Source organism: Sphingopyxis sp. EG6 (assembly GCF_003609815.1).
GTDB lineage: Bacteria > Pseudomonadota > Alphaproteobacteria > Sphingomonadales > Sphingomonadaceae > Sphingopyxis.
Genome location: NZ_AP017603.1, coordinates 154,860 through 172,463 on the forward strand (window position 1 = coordinate 154,860; position 17,604 = coordinate 172,463).

Here is a 17,604-nt window from a genome sequence, read left to right on the forward strand (position 1 = left end):
GTAAGCTCGTAGCCTACCCAATATGCTTGAAAATCCACCCGATGCTGACGCCGCCCGCGGGCGCGGTGCCGGTAACGACCAGCTGTTCGGTGGGGTGCGGGCGGCCTTCGCCGTCGACCCACAGGCTCTGCTCGACGTCGAGCGCACCCTCGGAGGTGCGGAATTGCCACAGTGGGCCGCCGTTGATCCGCAGCAGCGCGCCCAATTTGTCGGCTGTCAGGCTGGCCGAGATATTGCGACCGAGGTGAAAGCGCAGTGCGAACCCCTTGTCGCCCTTGCGCCGGGTGCGCGGGGCGGGAAGCAGCATGTCCTCGCCGCGCAGCTCGCGGCCATTGGGTGACAGGATCAGCAGGCGGCGGTGGATCAGCCCGTGGCGCCGGGCATAGCCGTCGTGGCTCATTTCGACGCGGCTGCCCTGCGGCGTCTCGCGCCGGTCGAGCTCGACCTCGGTCACGCCCTTGCCGAGCGTGCCGTTCGCCAGGATCGCGGTCGAATTGCTGTCGGCCAGGATCAGCGTCGAATGCGCCGCAGTGGTGCGCAGACCGCGCGCCAGATCGGCGGGGATCGTCGCGCCGGTCAGCGCTGCGCCGCCGCAGTTGACGACGATGCGTTCGTCGCCATCGCTGAGTTCAAACGCCAGCGTCGATGCGCAGCCCGCCTCTGTGACGCGCGCGATCGGCGGCGGCGCTGCATCGGCGAGCAGCACAACTTTGTTCGCGACCAGCCGCTGATACCCCCAGTCGCGCGCCTGTTTCAGCGGCCGGGTGCGCACGCCGCTCGCGGTGACGATCGCCTGGACGGTAGCCGCCGACGTCGCGCCGCTGCCCTGCCAGCTACCCATGCCGCCGTCGCTGTGGAGCAATCCGAGCAGCGCCGGGACGGCGCGCGCCAGCACTTCCTGCACGAATGGCGGGACTTCCATGCGGCGCATGTCATAAACCTTGGCGAGCATCGCCAGCGCCATCACCGCGTCGAGCTGCGCCTGCGGCGAGCGCGAAATATTGCCGCCGTCGGCGTAGAAGCTCGTCTCCAGCACCTTGCGCAGCCCCGCCTCGCCGAACACCTGCCGCGGCTCGCCGCCGGGCATCAGCAGCGATGCGGCGACGATCCCGACCCACGCAACCATCTGCCCCGTACCCGGGCGCGTCTTGTCGGCGACGCGGTCGAGGTGCCGCGCCGCGCGCGCGAGGTGGTTCAGCACCGCGGAACGATAGACGAGGTCGCTCGACGACAGGGTCAGCGGCGCATGGCACGCCCAGAACAGGATGCGCCACGCGGTGTTGTCGGCCTTCCATGCTGGTTCGCTGACCGTCTCGCCGTGCGTGCCCAGCCAGTGGCGCACGACCGCCTCGGCGATCGGCACTCCGTCGGCGCGCGTGCCGGTGGCGGCGAGATCGCGCAGCCAGGCAAAGCTGTGCAGATAGTCGGCAAAGGTCGGCGCGACGTCGAGCGCGGCAAAATCAAGTTCGCCGAGCGGCAGCTTCAGCCCGCGGTGCAGGAAGTGGCCGGCGCGGATCGCCGTCCCGGCGCGGGTGTCGCCCGGGACCGGGTCGACGGGAACGCCCAGCAGTTTGAGCGGAAAGCGGCCCTTCAGGCGAAAGGCGTGCAAGGGCGTGCGCCAGGTCAGCCGGGTGATCGCATTGGCGACGCGGTCGCCGAGCGACAGCCCCTTGTCGGCGGGCAGGCGGATCAGCCGCTTGCCGGGCTCGATCGAATCGTCGATCGGCGGCGCGTCGTCAGCCTGATCGAGCGGCGGGTCGGCAGGGGCCGAATTTAACGGTCTCCCCTCCATCGCTCAGTCCTCGCCGCGCAGCCGCCGGATGTTGCCCGCATAGGCATCGGGCCCGCCCTTGAAGGTCGCGGTGCCCGCGACCAGCACGTCGGCGCCCGCCGCGATCGCCAAAGGTGCGGTGCCCGCGTCGATCCCGCCATCGACCTCCAGCCGGATGTCCCGGCCGCTCTTGTCGATCATCTTGCGCACCGCCTCGATCTTGCGCAGCTGGCTGGTGATAAAGCTCTGCCCGCCAAAGCCGGGGTTGACGCTCATGATCAGCACCAGGTCGATATCGTCGATCAGATAGTCGAGCATCTTGGCCGGGGTTGCCGGGTTCAGCGACACGCCTGCCTGCTTGCCGAGCGATTTGATGTGCTGGATACTGCGGTGAATGTGCGGCCCTGCCTCGGGGTGGACTGTGATGATGTCGGCGCCCGCCGCGGCAAAGGCGTCGAGGAAATGATCGACCGGGCTGATCATCAGATGGACGTCGAAGGGCAGGGTCGAATGGGGGCGCAGCGCCTTCACCACCGCCGGGCCGATCGTCAGATTGGGGACAAAATGGCCGTCCATGACATCGATATGCACCCAGTCGGCACCCGCCGCCTCGATCGCGCGCACTTCCTGTCCCAGCGCGGCGAAATCGGCGCTCAGGATCGACGGGGCGATGCGGACGGGGGCGGGCGTACTAGTCATGACCATCGGCCTTAACCATCAACCCCTTGGGGGGCAAGCGGGGTCGCGGCGCTAGCGGTGGAAAAGGTCAGAACCCACGATACTCCCCGCTTGCGGGAGGGGGACCACCGAAGGTGGTGGAGGGGGGCAGCGGCCAGACGCGACGTTGCGCGAGGACGCGGCCCCCCCCTCCGTCAGCGCTTCGCGCTGCCACCTCCCCACAAGTGGGGAGGATAGGTCTCGGCAGTGATTGACCTCACCGCCAGCGCCAGCCGCCTTCGGTCCTGGCGCGATAGATCGGCATCGGCGCCAGCCCCGCGAGGATGACCGCGATGGTCATCGCCACAGGTCGGCCCTGTAGCGCGACCGCTACCCCCATGATCAACGCGATATGCAGCGCCAGCAAAAACCAGCCCTGCCAGACGATCGGCATCCCGGTGCCATAGCCGCGGCGTTTGGCGCGGAACCACGGCCCTTCGCGCAGGAACATATGCATCATGATCCGCTCTCCTCTTTCGGCGGTCGTCCGCGCCGTGGCGGCGCAGCGACCTTGGGGCTGACCCCGCGACGCGCCAGCGCCTCGCGCAGCAGCACCTCAATCTCGGCATTGGCGCTGCGCAGCTCGTCCGCCGCCAGCCGCTCGATCGCCGCGTAAAGCGCGGGATCGAGGCGGAGGGCAAAGGCCTTTTTGGCGGACGCGGGCATCGACTAAAGCACCGGCAGGCTCAGTAGAGCGATCCGGCGTTCACCACCGGCTGGGTGTCGCGTTCGCCGCACAGCACGACCATCAGGTTCGATACCATCACCGCCTTGCGTTCGTCGTCCAGGTCGACAACCTGCTTTTCGGACAATTGGGTCAGCGCCATCTCGACCATCGTCACCGCGCCCTCGACCAGTTTCTTGCGCGCCGCGATCACCGCTTCGGCCTGCTGTCGGCGCAGCATCGCGCCGGCGATTTCCTGAGCGTAGGCGAGGTGCGTCAGGCCGCATTCGTCGACGGTAATCCCGGCGACTTCCAGCCGCTCGATCAGCGCCTTGCGCAGCTCGACCCCAACCTCGTCATGGTTGCCGCGCAGCGTGATTTCCTGATGTTCGATGTCGTCATAGGGATAGCGCGAGCCGATCGAGCGCACCGCAGCCTCGATTTGCGCCATCACGAACTCCTTGTAATCGTCGACGTCGAACAGCGCCTGCGCGGTGTCGGTGACGCGCCACACGACCTGCGCCGCCATCTCGATCGGGTTGCCGCGCAGATCGTTGACCTTGATCTTGTCCGAGATGACGTTGTTCGCGCGCACCGCAATCTTCTTGCGCGTCAGCCACGGCAGCACCCAGCGCAGCCCTTCCTCGCGGTCGGTGCCCTTGTAGGCGCCGAACAGCTGGATCGCCGCGGCTTCATTGGGATTGATCAGGTAAAAGCCGCACAGGATCAGGAAACCGACGACCGCGGACACCGCCACGATCACCCATTTCCAAGCGAGCTGAAATTCGGCGGTCGCATTGCTGATCCCCGCCCACAGGGCCAGGCCGAGCAACAGCACCCAGACCAGCAGCATCAGATAACCGCTCTGCGTCAGCGCGCGCGTCTCGCGGCTGCGGTTCAGCGCCGGTGTCCCTCCATCAACCATCTATTTGCCCTCCGACTCGATATAAAGATGATATCATATTTATGTCGAAATTGACGACGGTCAACGGGATTCGGACGGCCACGAAAATTTCTTGCATCCAAATGGGCGCGAAGCGGCATCCAACCGGTCGAAATCAAAATCAATCGCCACAGGGCTTCCACAGGGGTTTCGACAATGAAGCTATTCATCCGGCCAACGCAATTCCTATCATCGTTTTTGGCCCCCATTCTCGCCTTCACCGCCGCTATCGCCAGCGCGTCGGCGAGCGCCAGTCCGATCAGCACAACCATGCCCGATACGGCCGCGGGTGCGATCGGCGAGCAAGTGATCGCGCATATCAATTCCGATACCCCTGAAGGCATCCAGCAATGGGCGCCGACAATCCTGGCGCCGTCGATCGACGCCGATGCGCGCGCTGCCATCGCCAAGCAGCTGGCCGTCGCGGTGCGCGACAGCGGCGGGGTCGACTTCGTCGATGCGCGAACCCAGGGACCGCCCGGGATGCTCGTCGTGACGATCAAGGGGCGGCGGACCGGGCAAAGGGCCGCGCTCGTGCTCCTTCCCGACCCGGCCCAGCCCGGCAAGCTGGCGATGGTCGATCTGGTTCCGGTCGACGATCCCGCCCTCTACGCGGCCTGGCCCGAAACCGCCGCATCGCAGGCAGAGATCGTCCGGCTCGCCGGCGCCGCGCTCGATCAACTTGCGCGCACGACCGATTTTTCGGGATGCCTGAGCATTTCGGACGGCGCGACCATGGTCTTCGATGAATGTCGCGGTCTCGCCGACCGCAGCTTTGGCGCGAAGGCCGATCGGCAGACCAAATTTCACATCGGATCGATGAACAAGATGTTCACCGCAGTGGCGATCGCCCAGCTTGTCGAGTCGGGCAAGCTGCGGTGGGACACAACGCTCGCCGAAGTGATGCCCGAATATCCCGATCAGGCGGCGGCGGCGAAGATCACCGTTTGGCAACTGCTGCACCACACGGCGGGGCTGGGCGATATCTTCGTGCCGGAATTTTTTCAGAACCGCGAAAAATTCGTCAATCCGGGCGACTATCTCGATCTTGTTGCGCGCCAGCCGACATCATTCGAGCCGGGCAAGGACTGGAATTACAGCAACGCCGGTTATGTCCTGCTGGGGCGGATCGTCGAAAATGTCTCGGGCGAGAACTATTTCGCCTATATCCAGCGCCACATCTTTGCGCCCGCTGCCATGACCTCCAGCGGCTGGGATAGTCAGGAAGACGTTACAGAGAAACTGGCGACCGGCTATTTCAAGGAGGGTGCGTTTGCGGCCGAGTGGAAGGCAAACTGGATGACCCTGCCTTTCAAGGGGAGCCCGGCCGGCGGCGGCTATTCGACCAATGCCGATCTCCTGAAATTTGCCAGTGCGCTGCGCGGCGGAAAGCTGGTCGGCGCCGCGACCCTGCAAAAGATGTTCGAAGATGGCGTGCCGATGGGGCCGGGCAAATATGCCGCCGGCTTCGGTGATCGCCTGTCGCACGGCCGCCAGATCCGCGGCCATGCTGGGGGTGCGGAAGGGATGAGCGCCAATCTCGCCATGGTCTGGGAAACCGGGGCAGCGGTCGCGGTGACCAGCAATCAAGGAGATACGCCGACCGCGATGCTGCTGAGCGAGCGCATCGCCGATCTGCTCGCCGCGCAGGGGCAAAAGCCTTGATGCCGGGAGATACGCATTTGATATCCACGCAATTATTTCGGGAGCGATACTGATGGACTTTGTCATGTTCTTCATTCCGGCGGTGGTGATGCTGACCCCCGTCGCGATCCTGGTGATTTTCCTGCGCTACCGCGCCGAATTGACCAAGGAACGCTATCGCACGCTGCTGCAGCTCGCGGAAAAAGGGGTGGAATTGCCCCATCACCTGCTGGTGGAGCCGTCCGCTTCCGACTCCGACCGGCGCCGGGCGCTGGTGCTCGTCAGCGGCGGGCTTGGCTTGATCGCCACGTTCCTTGCACTGCCGTTCGAGTTTCACAGCGGCCAGCGTATCGCGAGCCTGTGGGGACTTGGCTTGTTGCCGTTGATGACGGGCCTCGGCTATTTCGCGAGCTGGTGGCTCAACCGGCGAGACGACATGCGTGGCTGACCCGACCGGCGCAGAGCAAGTCGATCAGGTGTTGGTGGCCCGGGTGCTGCTGACGGAGGATCGACGCGCGTTCGAACAGCTTATGCGGCGCCATCAGGGCATGGTCCGCGCGCAGCTGCGCCGCCTGCTGTATGGCGACCAGGCCCGGGCCGACGATCTGGCGCAGGAAACATTCCTGTTGGCATGGCGCAAACTGGATCAGTTTCGCGGCGAAGCCCGCTTTTCCACCTGGCTCTACCGCATTGCCTATAGCTGTTTTCTTCAGGCCCGTCGCAAACGGTCGGCGGCGGCGGACGACGTGGGCGATGATACGCCCGACCCACCAATATCGCTGCGTGATGCGGCCGACTTGCGGCTCGATGTCGAGCGCGCGATGCGTCGTTTGTCCGCGACCGAGCAAGCGGTGCTGTTGCACGTCGTGCAACTCGGGTTGAGCCATGAAGAAGCCGCCTATGTGCTGGCGATGCCGCTCGGCACCGTGAAATCGCATATGAACCGCGGCAAGGCCAGGTTGCGCGCGCTGCTCGCGGACTGGCAAATCACATCTCAGGAAGGACGTGGGACATGAACGACGAGACCGAATACGCTATCGACGCCTTGCTGCGCGAACAGTTCGAAGGGCCGGTGGCCGACCATGGCTTTTGCGAGTCCGTGATGGATCGCCTCCCTGCCAGACGCCGCTGGGATCAATGGCCGATGGTGACCGGGATCTTCGCCGGTGTGGCAGCGTGCTGGTTCAGCCTGTGGTCTGCCCCGATCGCATTCGATGGGTGGCACGACTGGCTCTCCAGAGCGCCCTCGGCAGCGACCCTCGCGCTGTTCATCGTCATGATGAGCATGGCGGTTCTGGCCTTGGTCTGGACCATCGCCGAAGCCGATGATCAATACCGCCCCAGCCGGATGGTCCGATGAAACCACGGTACCGAGCGATGGTAAAAGCAGCGCCGTTGCAGTGATCGACGCCGGTCGAGCACGCGCACTATTGGACGGCGCCTCGCATCCGAACAAACAAAGGGGGCCATAAAGACCCCCTTTGCCTCCCCGGTTTTGTCCAGATCAGTCGGTCGGAAAGCCGCGCTTTTTCAGCAGCGCCGACACGTCCGGATCACGTCCGCGGAAAGCGCGGTACGCTTCGGCGCGGTCGGTTTCGTTGCCGGTCATCAGCAATATCGTGCGGAACTTGTCGGCGACGGTGCGATCCCACGGGCCGCCCGCTTCCATGAACGCCGCCCAGGTGTCGGCGTCCATCGTTTCCGACCAGAGATAGCTGTAATAGCCCGCCGAATAGGCGTCGCTCGAGAACAGGTGCCCGAATTGCGGCAGGCGGTGGCGCATCACGATTTCGCGCGGCATGCCGATTTCGGCCAGCGTCTCGCGTTCGAACTTGTCGATGTCGGTCGGCGGCACCTTGCGGTCGTGCAGCTTCATGTCGACGATCGCGCTCGCCAGATATTCGACCGTTTCAAAGCCTTGGTTGAACTTGCCCGATGCGTCGATCTTGTCGAGCAACGCCTGCGGCATCGGCGCCCCCGTCTTATAGTGCGTCGCGAATTTCGACAGCACTTCCGGGGTCATCAGCCAATTCTCGTTCACCTGGCTTGGATATTCGACAAAGTCGCGCGGCACCCCGGCGAGCGCGGGATAGTTGATGTCATAGAGCAGGAAATGAATGCCGTGACCAAATTCGTGGAACAGCGTCGACGCATCGTCGAGGCTGATCAGCGTCGGTTCGCCCTTCGCCGCTTCGGTGAAATTATTGTTGTTCGACGCCAGCACGTTGCGCGCGCCGCCCAGCTTTTGCTGGCTGCGATAGGTGGTCATCCACGCGCCCGACCGTTTGCCGTCGCGCGCAAAATTGTCGAGGTAGAAGACGCCGATATTCTTGCCTGACTTGAGGTTGTACACCTCGAACGTCCGCACCTTGGGGTCGAACACGGGGATCGTGCCGGTATTTTCGCGGAAGCCCATGTCATAGAGCTGCCCCGCCGACCAGAACATGCCGTCGACCAGCTTGTCGAGCTGGAGATAGGGTTTCACCTCGCTTTCATCGAGGTCGTATTTCGCCTTGCGGACCTTTTCCGAATAGAAGCGATAATCCCAGGGTTCGATGGTGATTTTCGGGCCCTTGCCAGCCTTGGCGTCGGCGTCGGCGATCGCCTGCATGTCGGCGACCTCTTCCTTCACCCGCGCCACCGCGGCGGGCCATACCTTCATCATCAACGCCATCGCATTTTCGGGCGTCTTGGCCATCGTGTCGGCCATCCGGTAATGGGCGTGGGTCGGGAACCCTAGCAGCTCGGCGCGTTGCTGGCGGAGTGCCAGGATTTCGGCGATCGTCTGATTGGTGTCGTTGGCATCGCCATTGTCGCCGCGGCTCACGAACGCCTTATAGACTTTTTCGCGCAGCGCACGGTTGGTGGCATTTTGCAGCACCGGCTGCGCCGACGACCGCGTGTTCTTGATCGCCCACTGACCGGGCTTGCCATTGGCCTCGGCGGCGGCGGCAAGCGAGGCGATAAAGCCTGCGTCGAGTCCGGCGAGGTCGGCCTTGTCGGTGACAAAAGTGTACAGCTTCTCGTCGCCCAGCAGCTTCGACGAAAAGGCCGAGAACAGGCTTTCCAGCTTCGAATTGATCGCGACCAGCTTGCCTTTGTCGGCCGCCGACAGGTTGGCGCCGTCGCGAACCATCTCGTCATAGGCGCGCTCGACGATCCGGATCTGCTGGGCATTGAGTCCGCTCGTCTGGCGCGCGTCGTACACGGCCTTGTAACGGGCGAACAGCTTGGGATCGAGGAACAGCTCGGTGTAGAAAGTGGTGAGCTTGGGGCTCCATTCGGCGTCGATGTTCTCGACGCGGTCGTTCGACTTGTTCGACGTCTGCACGCCCCACAGCGCCGACACGCGCTCCATCGTCTCACCCGCCAGCATCATCGGGACGTGGGTGTTCTCGAACGTCGGCGCTGCCGGATTGTCGATCACCGCCTGCACCTCGGCCTTCACCTCGGCCATCGCCCTGGTGAAGGCGTCGGGGAACAGTTCGGGGTCCATCTTGTCCCACGGCGGCACCCCTTCATAGGGGCCGGTCCATTCAGCCAGCATCGGGTTGGTGCTGACGGTGGTCGGGGCGGGCGCCGGGGCGCCGACGGGTTCGGCGGATGCGGTCATCGGTCGGTCCATATTGGTGCAACCCGCGAGCAGCGCGCTGGATGCGAGCAACAGCGACAGCGGGCGGCGGAAAGGAAGCGCGTGGCGCGGCATAGGTGAATCTCCCCGGGGAAACGGTTTCGGCGGAAACCATGTTGCGGACGTCTTAACCTTATGTGACGACGATGTGCAAGCTTGGCGGGCGGGGGCTGGTCGCACGTTTGCGTCGGCATTCGTTCACCGTAGCCCTGAGCTTGTCGAAGGGCGCTTATCAGAGAAGCGCCCTTCGACAAGCTCAGGGCTACGGTTCGGTAAGCCCCCCTGATCATCACCCCCCAAACAGCGTCGGCACCAACCCCGGCACCGCGACCCGAAACGCAAACACCCCGCCCGCATGCGGCTGGCCCAAGCGCTCCCCGTCGGACAAATTCTTGCCTGCGCTGGTGATGAAGGCGGTCTGCATGTCCGCGCCGCCGAACGCGATCATCGTCGGGCGCTGCACCGGCAATTCGACGGTCTGGAGCAACTCGCCCGCGGGCGACAGGCGGACGACGCGCCACCCGTCCCAAAGTACCGACCAGTAACAGCCTTCGGCATCGACCGTCGCGCCATCGGGGCGACCGTTGCCGAACGGAAACTGGTGGAAGACGCGGCCATTGCCGAGCGTTCCCGTCACGGGGTCGACGTCAAAGGCACGGATCGCATGGGTCGGCGTGTCGGCATGATAGAATATGCGACCGTCGGGACTGAACGCCGCGCCGTTGCTGGTGGTGAGGCCGCCAAAGATTTCGGTCAGCGAACCGTCGGGATCGAGCCGATACAGCGTCGCGGTGGGATGCGCCTTGTCGCTGGTGAGGCTGCCGATCCACAGCCGCCCCGCGGCATCGACACAGCCATCGTTGAAACGCTGCTCGGGTTTGCCCGCCAGCACCGCCGGACCAAAGGGACGCGGCGCCGCACCCCACGCGTCGATCAGCGCGCAGCCATCCTCCAGCGCCGCGACCAGCCCGCCACCCGCGCGCGGGGCGACGCAGCCGACCTGCTGGTCCAGCTGCATCACCTCGTTCGCGCCGGTTGCGGGGTCGGTGCGGTGGATCGTCCGCCCCTCGATATCGACCCAGTACAGCCGTTGTTCGGCCACGCTCCAGCGCGGCGATTCGCCGAGCAGCGCCCGGGCGTCGAGAAGAAGTTCAACCATGGTGGATGTCGTAGCGCGCCGCGCCGCCGGTGCCCAGCGACTGCAAACCTATTCGTCCGCGCACACACCCGTTCGTCACCCCCGCGAAGGCGGGGGCCGCTGCAAGCCTTATGCGGCGCTGCCGCGTTAACCGACAGCGGCCCCCGCCTTCGCGGGGGTGACGAAAGAGTTTCCCGCCGTAACGTCTTTCTACTTGACGTGCACGTAAACGTAAGGTCTTTTGGAGCGCGAAAAGTTGCGGCCGACTCCCCGCTTGCGTTCGGCCGCCGCAAGGGAAAGGAAAGCCATGTCGCTCGATACGCTGTCGCGCTCTGCCTACACCGACGATCATGAGGCGTTTCGCGCCACCGTCCGCCAGTTCCTGGAAAAGGAGGTCGCGCCCAACGCCGCGCAATGGGCCGAGGACGGCATCGTCCCCAAATCGATCTGGCCGAAAGCGGGCGAGCTGGGCATGCTCTGTCCGACGGTCCCCGAGGAATATGGCGGGCTGGGCCTCGATTTCGGCTACAACGCGATCGTCGATGAAGAGAGCGCCTATTATGGCCGCGCCACCACCGGCTTCTCGCTCCAGTCGGACATCGTCACCAACTATATCGTCAAATATGGCAGCGAGGAGCAGAAGCGGCACTGGCTGCCCAAGATGGTCGCGGGCGAGGTGATCACCGCGATCGCGATGACCGAACCCGGCACCGGCAGCGACCTTCAGGGGATGCGCACGACCGCGAAAAAGGATGGCAATCATTATGTCATCAACGGGTCGAAAACCTACATCACCAACGGCCAGAACGCCGACCTGATCCTGGTCTGCGTCAAGACCGACACCGAGATCCAGCCGGCGTGGAAAGGCGTCTCGATCGTCCTCGTCGAGGCCGACCGCGAAGGCTATGAGCGCGGCCGCAACCTCGACAAGATCGGGCAGGACGAGGCCGATACGTCGGAAATGTTCTTCAACGACGTCCGCGTCCCGATCACCAACTGCCTCGGCGAAGAGGGGCAGGGGTTCATCTATCTGATGAGCGAGCTGCCGCAGGAACGCCTGTCGATCGCGGTCAGCGCGCAGGCCTCGGCACAGCGCGCCTTTGACGACACCGTCGAGTTTACCCGCGAGCGCAAGGCGTTCGGCAAGCCGATCCTCGATTTCCAGAACAGCCGCTTCGTCCTCGCCGATCTGAAGGCGAAATTGCAGGTCGGCTGGGCGCACCTCGACTGGGCGCTGGCGCGGCACCTGAAAAAGGAACTGACCCCGGAGGAAGGCGCCGCGGCGAAGCTGTGGCACACCGACCTGCAGTGGGAGGTCATGGACAAATGCCTCCAGCTCCACGGCGGCGCGGGCTATATGAACGAATATCCGATCGCCCGCGCGTGGCGCGCCGCGCGCGTGACGCGGATCTTCGGCGGCACGAACGAGATTATGAAGGAACTGATCGGGCGGAAACTGTAATTTCCCCGCCCGCAAGCGGGAGGGGCAGCGAGACTTGGGAGCTTGCTCCCTAGTCGCAGCGGGGTGGGCTTCCTCACCCCCGGATGCTCGCTCCGCTCGCGCCCACCCCCAACCCCTCCCGCCTGCGGGAGGGGAGTGAAGTGAAAGGAACTCTCCAATGGCCACAGCCTATATTGTCGACGCCGTCCGCACCGCCGGCGGCAAGCGCGGCGGCAAGCTTGCCGGCGTTCACCCCGTCGATCTTGGCGCCGCGGTGTTCGACGCGATTGCCGACCGTAATGATTTCGACACGTCGAAGATCGACGACGTCATCACCGGCTGCGTTAGCCAGGGCGGCCAGCAGACGATGGACGTCGGCCGCAACGCCGTGCTCGCCTCGAAGCTGCCCGACTCGATCCCCGCGGTCACCATCGACCGCCAGTGCGGCTCGTCGCAGCAGGCGATCCAGTTCGCCGCGCAGGCGGTGATGTCGGGCACGCAGGACATCGTGCTTGCCAGCGGCATCGAAAGCATGACCCGCGTGCCGATGGGCAGCGTCGCGACGCTGTTCATGAAGGAAGGGCTCGGCCACTATAAATCGGAGCGGCTCGAGGAAAAATATCCCGGCATCATGTTCAGCCAGTTCATGGGCGCCGAAATGATCGTCAAGAAGCACGGGCTGACCAAGGCCGACCTCGACGCCTATGCGCTCGAAAGCCACCGCCGCGCGAAGGCGGCTACCGAAGCCGACCATTTCAAACGCGAGATTGTCGGCGTCGAAATCGAAACCCCCGAAGGCCGCGAAATGCACCTCGTCGATGAAGGCATCCGTTTCGACGCGACGCTCGAGGGTATCGCGGGCGTCAAGCTGCTTCAGGAAGGCGGCGCGATCACCGCGGCGTCGGCCAGCCAGATCTGCGACGGCGCGAGCGCCGCGCTGGTCGTGTCCGAACAGGCGCTGAAGGACCACGGTCTGACCCCGCGCGCGCGCATCCACCACGTCTCGGTGACCGCGGGCGACCCGGTGATCATGCTCGAGGAGCCGCTGTTCGCGACCGAGCGCGCGCTCAAGAAGGCTGGCATGAAGATCGAGGATATCGACGCTTACGAAGTCAACGAAGCGTTCGCGCCGGTGCCGCTCGCCTGGCTCAAATATCTTGGCGCCGACCCGGCGCGGATCAACCAGCACGGCGGCGCGATCGCGCTCGGCCACCCGCTCGGCGCCAGCGGTACCAAGCTGATGGCGACGCTGCTCGGCGTGCTCGATGCCACCGGCGGCAAATATGGTCTGCAAACGATGTGCGAAGGCGGCGGTCAGGCCAACGTCACGATCATCGAACGGCTTTAAACTCGCTTCGTGCTCCTGCGAATGCAGGAGCCCAGGGCGATGTGGCGCCGACGTTGCGTGCTGACGCCCTGGGTTCCGGCTTTCGCCGGAACGCACATCTATTTTTGGAAAGGATGTCTCAATGAAACTCGATTCCACCGTATCCGCCGTCGTCACCGGCGGCGCCTCCGGCCTCGGCGCGGCCACCGCGCGCGCACTCGCCGCCAAGGGCGTCAAAGTCGCGATCTTCGACCTGCAGGAAGAAAAGGGCAAAGCCCTCGCCGATGAACTCGGCGGCGTGTTCTGCGAATGCAATGTCACCGACGACGCATCGGTCGACGCCGCCTTCGCCAAATCGCGCGAAGCGATCGGGCAGGAGCGTATCCTCGTCAATTGCGCCGGCACGGGCAATGCGATCAAGACCGCGAGCCGCAGCAAGGAAGACGGCAGCATCAAGCATTTCCCGCTCGATGCGTTCAACTGGATCATCCAGATCAACCTCGTCGGCACCTTCCGCTGCATCGCCAAGTCGGCGGCGGGCATGATGACGCTCGACCCGATGGAAGACGGCGAGCGCGGCGCGATCGTCAACACCGCGTCGGTCGCTGCGGAAGACGGCCAGATCGGCCAGGCGGCCTATTCGGCGTCGAAGGGCGGCGTCGTCGGCATGACGCTCCCCGTCGCGCGCGACCTCGCCAGCGAGAATATCCGCGTCAACACCATCCTGCCCGGCATCTTCGACACCCCGCTGCTCGCCGGCGCGCCGCAGAATGTCCGCGATGCACTCGGCGCCTCGGTGCTTAATCCGAAGCGGCTCGGCAACCCGCCCGAATATGCAGCGCTGGCGCTGTGCATGATCGAAAACGGCTATTTCAACGGCGAAGATGTCCGCCTCGACGGCGGCATCCGCATGGGTCCGCGCTGATATGCCCAAACCGGAGAGCTGGCGGCTCGATGCCGCCAGCTACCCCGTCTGCACCGAATTCCAGACGCGTTTTCAGGACATGGACATCAACGGCCACCTCAACAATGTGGCCTTTGCAGCCTTGTTCGAAAGTGGCCGGGTGCTGCTCAACCGCCAGGTTCGTCCGCTCGGCGAGCGTCCGGCGAACGAACGCACGATGGTCGCGGCGGTCGAGATCAATTATCTGGCCGAGGGCAATTTCCCCGATCCGGTCGAGATCGCGACCGGCATCGGGCGCCTCGGCACCTCCAGCTGGACGATCGTCCAGGCGATGTTCCAGCGCGGCCGCTGCATCGCGACCTGCGACACCGTGGTCGTGTGCCGCACCGACGATCAGGCGAAGCCGCTGCGCGCGGAGATGGTTGCCGAGCTGACCGCCAATCTGGTGACGCCGGCCGGAACATGACACCGTAGCCCTGAGCCTGTCGAAGGGCGCTTCTCGGTGAGGCGCCCTTCGACAGGCTCAGGGCTACGGTTAAACCTCAACCAAACGAACGCTAAATCGTCGTATCGCCCTCAGGCACCGACCGGATCAAATCGCGCGCAAAGCCGATCAGCCCGATCTGCCGCCGCCGTTTCAGCCGCTCGGCGCGCAAAATCGCCATCACTTCGCCGTAACATTCGTCGACATTGTCGTTGATCAGCACATAGTCATAGCCGTCCCAGTGACTGATCTCGTTCGCGGCGCGCGCCATCCGTGCGGCGATCACTTCGTCGCTGTCGGTCTTGCGCGCGCGCAGCCGCCGTTCGAGTTCCTCCATCGTCGGCGGCAGCACGAACACGCGAACCACGTCGGGGCCGGCCTCCTGATACAACTGCTGCGCGCCCTGCCAGTCGATGTCGAACAGCACGTCCTTGCCTGCCGCCAGCAGCTCCTCGACCCGCGCCCGCGGGGTGCCATAACGGTGGCCGAACACATGCGCCCATTCCAGGAATTCGCCATCGGCCGCCATCTGCTTGAACGTCTCGGTGTCGACGAAATGATAATCCTTGCCGTCGACCTCGCCGGGCCGCGGTGGCCGCGTCGTCGCCGAAATCGACAGCGCGATGTCGGGGTCGACCCCCAGCATCTTTTTCGAAATGGTGGTCTTGCCCGCGCCCGACGGCGAGGAGAGGACGAACAACACGCCGCGGCGGTCGAGATGGACGCTTTCAGCCATGCGCGCTATTCGCCTGACGGACGGCAACGGTCAAGCGCGAAGGGCGGGGCATATGATGGGGATTCCACGCACCGGCTGGCTGGTCGCCGCGGGCCTGCTCGCGGTCTTCACCGCGATCCTGTTCGCGATGGGCCGCCCGCCGCTCTGCCCGTGCGGCACGATCAGCCTGTGGCACGGCGTCGTGCAATCCGATCAGAACAGCCAGCAGATTTCGGACTGGTACAGCTTCAGCCACATCATTCACGGCTTCATCTTCTTCGGGCTCGGTCGCTGGCTGCTGCCGCGCCAGCCGCTCTGGATCCTGCTCGCGCTCGCGATCGGGATCGAGGCCGCATGGGAAATCCTCGAAAACTCGCCGGTCATCATCGACCGCTACCGCGAGGTGACGATGGCGTTCGGCTACAGCGGCGATTCGATCCTCAATTCGGTCAGCGACGCGCTGTTCATGATCGCGGGCTTCCTCGCCGCCAGCCGGATGCGCTGGTGGGTCACGCTGATCATCGCGATCGCCTTCGAACTCTTCACCCTGTGGACGATCCGCGACAATCTGACCCTCAACGTCCTCATGCTCGTCTCGCCGGTCGAGGCGATCAAGGAATGGCAGGCGGCGGCATAGCCTTTCCGCCACTATCGATGCAGGGGTCGAACCGGCTGCCGAACGCTTCGATTGCGGTTGCCACGCCGCCTGTGACGACAAAGCGAAATTCCTCGCCCTGGCCGGGGATCAGTTCGGCGCGAATCGTGTCGGGCGCCTCGCCGGGTTCGGCGGACGCGTGCAGGCGGCCCATCGTCAGGTCGAGCCGCGCGCCCTGCGGCGTGACGCCGATCGTACCGTAATCGGCGTTGCAATAATCGCCGGCATAAGCGGCGGCGGGCAGGGTCAGCTGCGACGCGCGCGCGGCGCGTTCGGCGCGCTGCGCCGCGACCTTTTCGACCTGCCGCGCCCATTGTCCGGCAAGGCTTTCGATTTGCTCCGCTGCTTTGGCGTCGGCGTGCGCGGCGCCGTGGAGGTACCAGTCATAGGTGTAGAGCGCGGCAAGGTCGACGATCCGGAACGCCGCGCCCTCGTCATTGGTCGCCGCCGCAACCCCCAAACCCGCGGCGGGCAGCACCGACACATGCGCGCGCGCGCCGACGAACGAACCAAAGGCGTGGTACAGCGTCTGTTCGGCATAGGGTCCCGCGTACCAGCCGAGCCCATAGCCTGTCCGGCGAAACGGCCCGAAAGCGCCATCAAGCGTCGCCACCGGCGCCCGCGCCGTCGCCGCCGCCTGCGCCAATTCGCCCTTGTCCTGAAGTTGGAGCGTCAGCCAGCGCGCCATGTCGCTGGCACTCGCATACATGCCGCCCGCGGCATGCATCGTGCGATCGTCCTTGACCAAATAGAGGCGCTCGGCGCCGCGATAGGGTGCCGCAACGCGCGGTCCGCGGCGCGCGGCGAGCCCTTCGGTCAGGGTTTCGGTCATCGCCAGCGGCGCGAGCAGTTCATCCTGCACGATGTCCTGCCACCGCCGCCCGATGCGCCGCTCGACCAGCATCGCGGCGATATTGTAGCCGATATTGCCATAGCGGAAGCTGCCCGGCGGGATGTCGGGGTCGGGCCTGATCTGCGCCAGCAAGCGTAGCAGCGTCGCGTCATCATATTCGCCGCTATAGGCGAGCCGGAACGCCATCGCGTCGCCCGCGAGGCCATGGCGATGCGCCAGCAGGTCGCGCAAGCTGATCTTGTCGGCGGGAACGTCGGGGGCGAAGGTGACATCGGGCGCCAGCTCGCGCATCGTCCAGTCGAGGTTGATCGTCCCGCGCGCATCGAGCAACGCCAAGGCGGTGCCGACAAAGCTTTTGGTCGACGACGCGATATAGAATGGCGCGTCGGGCGTTGCGGCAATACCCGTTTCCACGTCGGCGCGCCCCTTTGCGTCGACGAACACGGGCACGCCGCGATGGACGATCGCGACCGATATCGCGGGCATCGACGGAAAGCGCGCCATCGCCCGATCCAGAAAACGCTCGAAATCGGCGGCAAACGCTTGGTCCTCTGCCGACGGGGTGGCGGTGGCCAAAGGCGGATCGGCGTCTGGCGCTTGTGCGTTCGCCGAACCCGCGCTGCCGGCGGCGACGCTTGCCAGCATCACTAAAACCCATCGATTCCGTACCATTTGCCACCCCGTTTCGCCTGTGTATTGCCTATGCAATACAGCTCG

19 protein-coding genes are annotated in these 17,604 nt (G+C 65.0%); 9 read left to right on the top strand and 10 right to left on the bottom strand.

All coding sequences use genetic code 11. The features are described from left to right. Positions 1–13: 13 nt before the first annotated feature. The 6 genes from SPYCW_RS00720 to SPYCW_RS18760 form a co-directional block, all read right to left on the bottom strand. Positions 14–1,792, bottom strand: a complete 1,779-nt coding sequence (locus tag SPYCW_RS00720; RefSeq protein WP_172595391.1) for a heparinase II/III family protein — start codon at positions 1,790–1,792, stop codon at positions 14–16. 3 nt (positions 1,793–1,795) lie between these two features. Continuing rightward, complete coding sequence (rpe, locus tag SPYCW_RS00725; protein WP_120218023.1) at positions 1,796–2,470, bottom strand: ribulose-phosphate 3-epimerase; 675 nt, start codon at positions 2,468–2,470, stop codon at positions 1,796–1,798. A gap of 235 nt (positions 2,471–2,705) precedes the next feature. Beyond that, on the bottom strand, positions 2,706–2,948 hold the full coding sequence (locus tag SPYCW_RS00730) for a hypothetical protein (protein WP_120215180.1): 243 nt from the start codon (positions 2,946–2,948) through the stop codon (positions 2,706–2,708). Next, on the bottom strand, positions 2,945–3,154 hold the full coding sequence (locus tag SPYCW_RS00735; protein WP_120215182.1) for a toxin-antitoxin system HicB family antitoxin: 210 nt from the start codon (positions 3,152–3,154) through the stop codon (positions 2,945–2,947). The genes SPYCW_RS00730 and SPYCW_RS00735 overlap by 4 nt, the downstream gene beginning before the upstream one ends. 20 nt (positions 3,155–3,174) lie before the next feature. Beyond that, positions 3,175–4,077, bottom strand: a complete 903-nt coding sequence (locus tag SPYCW_RS00740; RefSeq protein WP_120215184.1) for an SPFH domain-containing protein — start codon at positions 4,075–4,077, stop codon at positions 3,175–3,177. Next, the gene (locus SPYCW_RS18760; protein WP_145985921.1) at positions 4,050–4,367 is read right to left on the bottom strand and encodes a hypothetical protein; all 318 of its coding nucleotides are present in this window, start codon (positions 4,365–4,367) and stop codon (positions 4,050–4,052) included. The genes SPYCW_RS00740 and SPYCW_RS18760 overlap by 28 nt, the downstream gene beginning before the upstream one ends. On the opposite strand from SPYCW_RS18760, the gene SPYCW_RS00745 reads away from it, so the two are divergent. From SPYCW_RS00745 to SPYCW_RS00760, 4 genes are read left to right on the top strand one after another with little or no spacing between them, the layout of a single operon-like run. After that, positions 4,366–5,760, top strand: a complete 1,395-nt coding sequence (locus SPYCW_RS00745; RefSeq protein ID WP_120218024.1) for a serine hydrolase domain-containing protein — start codon at positions 4,366–4,368, stop codon at positions 5,758–5,760. The genes SPYCW_RS18760 and SPYCW_RS00745 overlap by 2 nt on opposite strands. Positions 5,761–5,812: 52 nt before the next feature. Then, positions 5,813–6,187 carry a DUF6249 domain-containing protein gene (locus tag SPYCW_RS00750; RefSeq protein WP_120215186.1) on the top strand — a complete coding sequence of 125 codons (375 nt, stop codon included), beginning with the start codon at positions 5,813–5,815 and terminating at the stop codon, positions 6,185–6,187. Then, positions 6,180–6,755, top strand: coding sequence for an RNA polymerase sigma factor (locus tag SPYCW_RS00755; protein WP_120215188.1), 576 nt, complete (start codon positions 6,180–6,182; stop codon positions 6,753–6,755). Before SPYCW_RS00750 ends, SPYCW_RS00755 begins: the two co-directional genes overlap by 8 nt. After that, positions 6,752–7,099 (top strand): hypothetical protein, encoded by a 348-nt coding sequence (locus SPYCW_RS00760; protein ID WP_120215190.1) that lies wholly within the window; start codon positions 6,752–6,754, stop codon positions 7,097–7,099. Before SPYCW_RS00755 ends, SPYCW_RS00760 begins: the two co-directional genes overlap by 4 nt. A 144-nt stretch (positions 7,100–7,243) precedes the next feature. On the opposite strand, the gene SPYCW_RS00765 is transcribed toward SPYCW_RS00760, so the two are convergent. Both SPYCW_RS00765 and SPYCW_RS00770 read right to left on the bottom strand, forming a co-directional pair. Then, a complete protein-coding gene (locus SPYCW_RS00765; RefSeq protein ID WP_120215192.1) occupies positions 7,244–9,445 on the bottom strand; it encodes a M3 family metallopeptidase in 2,202 nt (733 codons plus the stop codon). A gap of 214 nt (positions 9,446–9,659) precedes the next feature. After that, entirely contained in the window at positions 9,660–10,529 is an 870-nt protein-coding gene (locus SPYCW_RS00770; RefSeq protein ID WP_120215194.1) for an SMP-30/gluconolactonase/LRE family protein, read from the bottom strand. 286 nt (positions 10,530–10,815) lie between these two features. Between SPYCW_RS00770 and SPYCW_RS00775 the strand changes: the two genes are divergently transcribed. The 4 genes from SPYCW_RS00775 to SPYCW_RS00790 all read left to right on the top strand — a co-directional run bounded on the left by SPYCW_RS00775 (position 10,816) and on the right by SPYCW_RS00790 (position 14,646). Then, entirely contained in the window at positions 10,816–11,970 is a 1,155-nt protein-coding gene (locus SPYCW_RS00775; RefSeq protein ID WP_120215196.1) for an acyl-CoA dehydrogenase family protein, read from the top strand. Between the two features lie 157 nt (positions 11,971–12,127). Further along, entirely contained in the window at positions 12,128–13,297 is a 1,170-nt protein-coding gene (locus SPYCW_RS00780; RefSeq protein WP_120215197.1) for an acetyl-CoA C-acetyltransferase, read from the top strand. Between the two features lie 121 nt (positions 13,298–13,418). Further along, positions 13,419–14,201, top strand: coding sequence for an SDR family NAD(P)-dependent oxidoreductase (locus SPYCW_RS00785; protein ID WP_120215198.1), 783 nt, complete (start codon positions 13,419–13,421; stop codon positions 14,199–14,201). Position 14,202: 1 nt separating this feature from the next. Then, the gene (locus SPYCW_RS00790; RefSeq protein ID WP_120218025.1) at positions 14,203–14,646 is read left to right on the top strand and encodes an acyl-CoA thioesterase; all 444 of its coding nucleotides are present in this window, start codon (positions 14,203–14,205) and stop codon (positions 14,644–14,646) included. 91 nt (positions 14,647–14,737) lie between these two features. On the opposite strand, the gene gmk is transcribed toward SPYCW_RS00790, so the two are convergent. Further along, a complete protein-coding gene (gene gmk, locus SPYCW_RS00795; protein WP_120215199.1) occupies positions 14,738–15,400 on the bottom strand; it encodes a guanylate kinase in 663 nt (220 codons plus the stop codon). Between the two features lie 55 nt (positions 15,401–15,455). On the opposite strand from gmk, the gene SPYCW_RS00800 reads away from it, so the two are divergent. Continuing rightward, on the top strand, positions 15,456–16,016 hold the full coding sequence (locus SPYCW_RS00800) for a DUF2585 domain-containing protein (RefSeq protein WP_232014904.1): 561 nt from the start codon (positions 15,456–15,458) through the stop codon (positions 16,014–16,016). Here the strand turns inward: SPYCW_RS00800 and SPYCW_RS00805 are convergent. Then, positions 15,991–17,532: a serine hydrolase domain-containing protein gene (locus SPYCW_RS00805; RefSeq protein WP_172595392.1), complete on the bottom strand. Its 1,542-nt coding sequence runs from the start codon at positions 17,530–17,532 to the stop codon at positions 15,991–15,993. The genes SPYCW_RS00800 and SPYCW_RS00805 overlap by 26 nt on opposite strands. Positions 17,533–17,604 lie beyond the last annotated feature (72 nt).

Bases quoted from the DNA above. Each gene is read 5' to 3' on its own strand.
- SPYCW_RS00720 (WP_172595391.1), bottom strand. From the start codon at position 1,792: ATGGAGGGGAGACCGTTAAATTCGGCCCCTGCCGACCCGCCGCTCGAT.
- rpe (WP_120218023.1), bottom strand. From the start codon at position 2,470: ATGACTAGTACGCCCGCCCCCGTCCGCATCGCCCCGTCGATCCTGAGC.
- SPYCW_RS00730 (WP_120215180.1), bottom strand. From the start codon at position 2,948: ATGATGCATATGTTCCTGCGCGAAGGGCCGTGGTTCCGCGCCAAACGC.
- SPYCW_RS00735 (WP_120215182.1), bottom strand. From the start codon at position 3,154: ATGCCCGCGTCCGCCAAAAAGGCCTTTGCCCTCCGCCTCGATCCCGCG.
- SPYCW_RS00740 (WP_120215184.1), bottom strand. From the start codon at position 4,077: ATGGTTGATGGAGGGACACCGGCGCTGAACCGCAGCCGCGAGACGCGC.
- SPYCW_RS00745 (WP_120218024.1), top strand. From the start codon at position 4,366: ATGCCCGATACGGCCGCGGGTGCGATCGGCGAGCAAGTGATCGCGCAT.
- SPYCW_RS18760 (WP_145985921.1), bottom strand. From the start codon at position 4,367: ATGGTTGTGCTGATCGGACTGGCGCTCGCCGACGCGCTGGCGATAGCG.
- SPYCW_RS00750 (WP_120215186.1), top strand. From the start codon at position 5,813: ATGGACTTTGTCATGTTCTTCATTCCGGCGGTGGTGATGCTGACCCCC.
- SPYCW_RS00760 (WP_120215190.1), top strand. From the start codon at position 6,752: ATGAACGACGAGACCGAATACGCTATCGACGCCTTGCTGCGCGAACAG.
- SPYCW_RS00765 (WP_120215192.1), bottom strand. From the start codon at position 9,445: ATGCCGCGCCACGCGCTTCCTTTCCGCCGCCCGCTGTCGCTGTTGCTC.
- SPYCW_RS00770 (WP_120215194.1), bottom strand. From the start codon at position 10,529: ATGGTTGAACTTCTTCTCGACGCCCGGGCGCTGCTCGGCGAATCGCCG.
- SPYCW_RS00775 (WP_120215196.1), top strand. From the start codon at position 10,816: ATGTCGCTCGATACGCTGTCGCGCTCTGCCTACACCGACGATCATGAG.
- SPYCW_RS00780 (WP_120215197.1), top strand. From the start codon at position 12,128: ATGGCCACAGCCTATATTGTCGACGCCGTCCGCACCGCCGGCGGCAAG.
- SPYCW_RS00785 (WP_120215198.1), top strand. From the start codon at position 13,419: ATGAAACTCGATTCCACCGTATCCGCCGTCGTCACCGGCGGCGCCTCC.
- SPYCW_RS00790 (WP_120218025.1), top strand. From the start codon at position 14,203: ATGCCCAAACCGGAGAGCTGGCGGCTCGATGCCGCCAGCTACCCCGTC.
- gmk (WP_120215199.1), bottom strand. From the start codon at position 15,400: ATGGCTGAAAGCGTCCATCTCGACCGCCGCGGCGTGTTGTTCGTCCTC.
- SPYCW_RS00800 (WP_232014904.1), top strand. From the start codon at position 15,456: ATGGGGATTCCACGCACCGGCTGGCTGGTCGCCGCGGGCCTGCTCGCG.
- SPYCW_RS00805 (WP_172595392.1), bottom strand. From the start codon at position 17,532: ATGCTGGCAAGCGTCGCCGCCGGCAGCGCGGGTTCGGCGAACGCACAA.